The sequence below is a fragment of the Ancylobacter sp. GW821-FHT10E12 genome (assembly GCF_058809335.1).
Map to the genome: position 1 here is coordinate 147,980 of NZ_JBXASN010000016.1, position 6,000 is coordinate 153,979.

Consider the following 6,000-nt stretch of genomic DNA (forward strand, 5'->3'; position numbering starts at 1 on the left):
GGTGTCCGGTCAAAAGCTTGCGGCGGACACTCGCTGTGCGAGCGTCCGCCGCTGCCGGAAGCCCGTCAGGGGTTAGACGTGCAGGCGGCTCCCTTTGCCTCCGGACAGTTCTCGAACGGAGGCATTCGATCGACGTCGGGAGCGGGGCGAGCCAAAGGGGCGAATACCCGTCCAGTCTCCCTCAGCCGATCAAATTGTTCAGGGGTCAATTGGCTACGCAATCCATCGATGGCGACCATCAGCCGGCGTGCCGCTTCGCCTTTATCGGTCAATCGGTGCGCCAGATCCTCGCCGGGCAACAGCGCATCGCCATGAGGCGAACGCCCGCCGGGGGGAGCCATGCGCGGAAGCGGCCCAAGGCTCTGCGACAGGTCGGGCGGAGCCATTATCGCCTGGAAGGCATTGGTATAGCCGCGCCAAGCGTCAAGCTGGGGAGCCGTAATGCCGATATAGGTTTCCAATGCCGAGAGATAGACGGCAAGGCCGAATGGCGGTCCCACGGGTGGAATGGGAGGAACCTCGAATTCGCCCATCCGAGCAGGCAATGGCAATTCCGGCGGTGGGAAAGGGTCTGGGGCATCGATGCAATGCGCTATCGTGTTGGAAACCACTGCGATCTCCGCAATCGCCGGGCCTGGCGGGACGACAGCGGTGCAAAGTGCCAGGGCGGCAAATCGTGTCGACAGATGTGGAAGCATCCAATCCTCATAGGCCTTTGAATGGGTGCAGTCTGGCATCTCCGTTTTGCCCCCGAAGGTCCGAATGTTTCCGAGCGTAAACGGTGACCGTTTTGTTGTGTCCAAGCATTGCCGGATCCACCTCCGCTACCGTCAATTGCCTATATCACGTTGAAATTGCGCCACAATTTTCCCAGAGACATGTATCCATTCGGTCTGGAGGCGAGATTTGGAGACGTCCCCGCACATCCTCGTCGTCGACGACGACCACGCCATTCGGACGCTGCTCGGCCGCTATCTGCAGGGACAGGGATTCCGCGTGTCGCTGGCGCAGGACGGGCGGCACGCCGACGAGGCCATCGCGTCGCAACAGATCGACCTCGTGGTGCTGGATCTCATGTTGCCGGATATACCCGGCCTCGATCTCTGCCGGAATTTACGAGCCCGTTCGCAGGTCCCGATCATCCTTCTCACGGCACTGAAAGAGGACGTGGATCGCATCATCGGTCTCGAGATCGGTGCAGACGACTATCTCGGGAAGCCATTCAATCCGCGCGAACTTCTCGCCCGCGTCCGGGCAGTGTTGCGGCGAACGACCTCGCGCCCGGTCGTCGTGGATCCCCAGCCGCAATCCATCGACGGCGGCGGCCCGGTTTACTGCTTCGCCGGCTTTACCGCCAAACCCAGCACCCGGGAGTTGGCTGACGCGGAAGGCAGCGACATTCAGCTGACGGGCGCCGAATTCGATCTTCTTGTGGCCTTTCTTGAGCGTCCGGGTCGAATGCTATCCCGGGACCAATTGCTCGATATTACCCAGGGCCGCAACGCTTCGCCGTTCGATCGATCAATCGATGTGCTTGTCAGCAGGCTGCGGCGCAAGCTCGGCGACGCCGGAAGTTTCCGCATCCTGAAGACGTTGAGAAACGGAGGGTACCAGCTCTCGGTGCCGGTCGAGGCGCGGACTGCGTCTGCTAGATCTATGGACATACCTTGAACAGGCTGCGCACCAAGCTCACGATATTGCTGGTTGCGGCCATCCTGCTCGTGGCCGTCGTTGCGACTACGCTGTCATTCTTGTTGCTGTCGCCGCCGCGTTTCAATGAAATCGAGGATGCGCTCGCGTCTCAGTGGGCCCTGGTCGCCGACCTGGTCGCGCATGGCGACGTGCCGTTGTCGACTTCCGGCCGCGTCATGGGGGTGCATGAGCAGCAACCGTTGGGAGATCTGCTGGACGGACCGACACATGGAATAAACGCGGCGCTGGCGGCCAAGGGGCGGTCCGAGAGGATCGCGGTATATAAGCCTCCCAACACGTCATGGCCGATGATCGCCGGTCGACTGGCAGACGGACGCTGGCTGTGGTTGCCGTTGACGGTGCCGCCGGAACCTCGGAACCAGCATTGGGCGCTGTTCGGCTGGGTGCTCGCCATGCTGATGGGCACGACGCTGGTGATGCTGATCGCCGTGCGTCGTCTCACGGAACCGCTGGCTCTTCTCGAGCGTACCGTTGCCACCATTGGCCCCGGTGGCGAGATATTGCCACTGGCGGAAAACGGCCCTGAGGAGGTCCGCGCTGCCGCCCGAGCGATCAATCTGCTCGCCTCGCGACTGAAGCAGGCAATGGAGAGTCGCATTCGCCTGGTTGCCGCGGCGGGACACGACCTGCGCACGCCGATGACGCGTATGCGATTGCGCGCCGAATTTCTGCCCGAGGAAGACCGCGACACGTGGATCGCGGACCTCAACGAACTCGACCGCATCGCGGACAGCGCGATTCAGCTGGTGCGCGAGGAGGTGGAGGGCTCAACGCACAGCCCGATACAGCTCGACGCGCTGGTGCGCGAGGTCGTCGACGAGCTCAGGGAGGTCGGGTTGGCGATCAGCCTCGATTCAACCGTGCAGGTATGTGTCCAGGCCCGGCCGCTCTCCCTGCGACGGGCCATCCGCAATCTGGCGATCAATGCAGCAACGCATGGGGGAGGCGCGCATGTCGCCCTCTCTTCTGCCGAAGGAGAAGCTCTGATCACCATCTTCGACCGAGGACCGGGGATTCCCGAAGAGTTGATGAGCCAGGTATTCGAACCGTTCTTCCGCGTCGATCCGGCGCGTGGAGCTGCGGTGCCCGGCGCCGGGCTTGGTCTTGCCATCGCGCGAGAGATCGCCATCGGCAATGGGGGGCGGCTTACGCTGCAGAATCGTCCGGATGGTGGCTTGGTCCAGCATCTGTCGTTTCCCGTCGCCGGCTGACGGGACATCGTCGCCGCCAATGAGGCGACCGACGCGGCAATCTTCATCCGAAACGCGTCAGAACTTCGTGCCGCCGCTGAAGCGGAACGACTGCGTCTGGTCGTAATCCTCCTTGGTCAGCACCCAGGCATAGTCGAAGCGCAGCGGGCCGAAGGGTGACTTCCAGATCAGGCTGACGCCGACCGAGGAGCGGACCGAGTCGCTGTCGGCGACGCAGGCATTGGCATAGCCTTTGGTCTTGGAGCCTTCAATGGCGCTGCAGTCGACGAGATTGTCCTGCCAGCCGGAGACATTCTCGAACGTCGTGCCACCTTCATATCCCCACAGCGAGCCGGCATCGGCGAACAGCGCGGCTGTCATTCCCACCTCCTTCGGCAGGAAGGAGAGCGGGAACTGCAGCTCCGCCGAGGCTCCCCAATAGAGCGTGCCGCCGAGCGCGTCCGGGTCAGAACCGTCGAGGCCGGAGGCAAGGTCGCGCGGGCCGATGCCGTTCGATTCGAAGCCGCGCACCAGGTCCGGGCCCTTGAAGAAATTGTCGAGGATGCGCAGGTCCTCGCCACCCCAGGAGGTGACGTTGCCCGCCTGCCCGCGCAGCATAAACACGAGGTCGCCATACACCGGCATGTACCAGCGCGAATCGAAGGTGGAGCGGATGTAGTTCACATCACCGCCGAGCCCGGCGAAGTCCTGCTTGAACTCCAGGAGATAACCGTTCGTTGGATTCATATTGTTATCCAACACGTTGTAACTCAACGTATATCCAATTGCCGAAGTGATATATGCTTGATTATTTATCTCAAGAAGAGCCCATGATGGCGTGCCGTATTCTTCAATAGTGTCCTCGTCGATCGAGATCTCCTTCTGCGACAGCGTATAGCGCAGGCCGAGCGTCAGCTCGTCGGTGAGCGGCAGGCCGACGCGCAGCGTGCCGCCGGCGGACCGCGTATCGTACGGGCTGGAGCTGGTGGCCTCGGTCTCGCGCCAGGACAGGTCGAAGCCCGTCGAGACGCGGTAGTCGAGGAAATACGGCTCGGTGAAGTTGAAATCGACGCCCTGGGTGCTATCGCCGAGCGAACCGGCAAGGCGGACATACTGGCCACGACCGAGGAAGTTCTTCTCCGAGATCGCCACTTCACCGATGAACCCGTCGTCGGTCGAATAACCGCCCGACACCGAGAACTCGCCGGTGGGCTGATCGTCGACCTGCACCACCAGGATCACGCGGTCGGGCGCCGAGCCCGGCTCGTTGGTGATCTTCACGTCCTTGAAGAAGCCGAGATTGCGCAGACGGCGCTCGGCGCGATCCACCAGCACCCGGTTATAGGCGTCGCCCTCGGCGAGGTCGAACTCGCGGCGGATCACCCAGTCGCGCGTGCGGGTGTTGCCGCGCACCTCGATGCGCTCGATATAGACGCGCGGCCCCTCTTCCACCGCGAAGACCAGCGAGATGGTGCGCGCCTCGGCGTTGCGGTCGCCGCGCGGCTTCACCTGCGCGAAGGCATAGCCGCTCTTGGCGACTTCGATGGTGGCGTTCTCGACCGACTTCTCCACCAGCTCGGCATTGTAGACCTGCCCCTTGGCGACGCGCAGGGCGGAGCGGATGCGGCTGGGGTCGACATCCTTGATGTTGGACACGACGTCGACCGAACCGACGCGATATTGCGGCCCCTCCTCGAACACATAGGTGAGGACGAAGCCGTTCTTCTTGCGGTCGAGGTCGGCGGTCACCGACACGATGCGGAAATCGGCATAGCCGTTCTTCAGGTAGAAGCGGCGCAGCAGCTCCTGGTCGGAATTGATGCGGTCGACGTCGTAGACGTCGGTATTCTTCAGCCAGGACAGCCAGTTGGTCTCGGTGGTGGTCAGCTCGTCCTTGAGCTTCCAGTCGGAGAACGCCTTGTTGCCGACGAACTTGATCTCGGCGATGCCGAGCTTCTCGCCCTCGGTGATCTCGAACACCAGGTCGACGCGGCCCTGGCCGCGGTCGATGGTCTTGGGCTCCACGCGCACGTCGTAGCGGCCGGCGCGGTGATACACCTCGATGATGCGCTGGGTGTCGGCCTGCACCGTGGTCCTGGAGAACGGCGCGCGCGCCTTGGACTGCACCTCGCCGGCGAGCTGCTCGTCCTTGACCTTCTTGTTGCCCTCGAAGGCGACCTTGTTGATCACCTCGTTCTCGGCCACGATCACCACCAGGCGGCCGCCGCGATTGGAAATGCGCACGTCGGAAAACAACCCGGTGGCGTACAGCGCCTTCAGGCCCTCGTCGATCTTGGCCGGCGTCAGCGGCGGCGCACCAAAATAGGTGCGGATGGTTTCGGCGTCGACCCGGCGGTTGCCTTCGACGATGATCAGAGGCGTCGACTGAACAGCCGCATTGCCAGCATTCAATTGCCTTGAAGTGGCGTCCCAGACAGCGACAATGGCCATGACGGCCAAAATAATACCTATTTTATTCAAAGTCAAAGCGATCACGTTTATCAACCACATTGAAAATGCAGAAACTCGATACGTGAACATCAGCTAGCTACACTTTACATGATCAAACATGCACATCTCGATATACATGTTATCGGAAATGATGGGGTCGAGCAGAGTGAGCGTTGCGCCACGCAGAGCGCTCGACCCCGAATTCAGTCGCGCGATGTGACGATAGGAACGCCACGGTCAACATTTAGGTATTTGAACGAATAATGTCGAGTTTCATAGTATTTCTTATTGTTTCCGAATGTGTACGGTATGTAAATATTGGCAGAGAATAAGGTATTTCCTCTTCAAGGGCATTGTTCTGGCTGGTCCGGCATGCATGCATGACGCTGCATGATTTGCCCCGATGGAGCAACCGATGACGCCTCATTTACATACCGTTGCCGGTTCCGCGCCGGCCCGCCGTGCCCGTGCCGGATTTACCTATGCCGTTCTGGCTGCCGTCGCCTCCGGCTCCCTCGCTCTGCCGGTCGCGGCCGCGCCGGTGTCGCCGGCCCTGCCTACCCCCAACGCGCTTGTGACGCCGGTCGCGCAGGGCTGCGGCCCCGGCTTCTGGCGCGGGCCGTGGGGCGGCTGCCGCGATACACCC

5 protein-coding genes are annotated in these 6,000 nt (G+C 62.0%); 3 read left to right on the forward strand and 2 right to left on the reverse strand.

The window, feature by feature from the left end; genetic code table 11:
* Positions 1-65: 65 nt before the first annotated feature.
* Positions 66-698, reverse strand: coding sequence for a hypothetical protein (locus AC1RU4_RS20480; RefSeq protein WP_492892984.1), 633 nt, complete (start codon positions 696-698; stop codon positions 66-68).
* 208 nt (positions 699-906) lie between these two features.
* Here AC1RU4_RS20480 and AC1RU4_RS20485 point away from each other — a divergent pair, with 208 nt between their 5' ends.
* Complete coding sequence (locus tag AC1RU4_RS20485; RefSeq protein WP_492892985.1) at positions 907-1,671, forward strand: response regulator; 765 nt, start codon at positions 907-909, stop codon at positions 1,669-1,671.
* Complete coding sequence (locus AC1RU4_RS20490) at positions 1,668-2,924, forward strand: ATP-binding protein (protein WP_492892986.1); 1,257 nt, start codon at positions 1,668-1,670, stop codon at positions 2,922-2,924. Before AC1RU4_RS20485 ends, AC1RU4_RS20490 begins: the two co-directional genes overlap by 4 nt.
* Before the next feature lie 57 nt (positions 2,925-2,981).
* Here the strand turns inward: AC1RU4_RS20490 and bamA are convergent, their stop codons facing one another.
* On the reverse strand, positions 2,982-5,354 hold the full coding sequence (gene bamA, locus AC1RU4_RS20495) for an outer membrane protein assembly factor BamA (RefSeq protein ID WP_492892987.1): 2,373 nt from the start codon (positions 5,352-5,354) through the stop codon (positions 2,982-2,984).
* A gap of 415 nt (positions 5,355-5,769) precedes the next feature.
* On the opposite strand from bamA, the gene AC1RU4_RS20500 reads away from it, so the two are divergent.
* A partial coding sequence (locus tag AC1RU4_RS20500; RefSeq protein WP_492892988.1) for a GCG_CRPN prefix-to-repeats domain-containing protein occupies positions 5,770-6,000 on the forward strand: 231 nt, incomplete at its 3' end.

Coding starts and splice junctions, on each gene's coding strand:
- AC1RU4_RS20480 (WP_492892984.1), bottom strand. CDS start 698: ATGCTTCCACATCTGTCGACACGATTTGCCGCCCTGGCACTTTGCACC.
- bamA (WP_492892987.1), bottom strand. CDS start 5,354: ATGGCCATTGTCGCTGTCTGGGACGCCACTTCAAGGCAATTGAATGCT.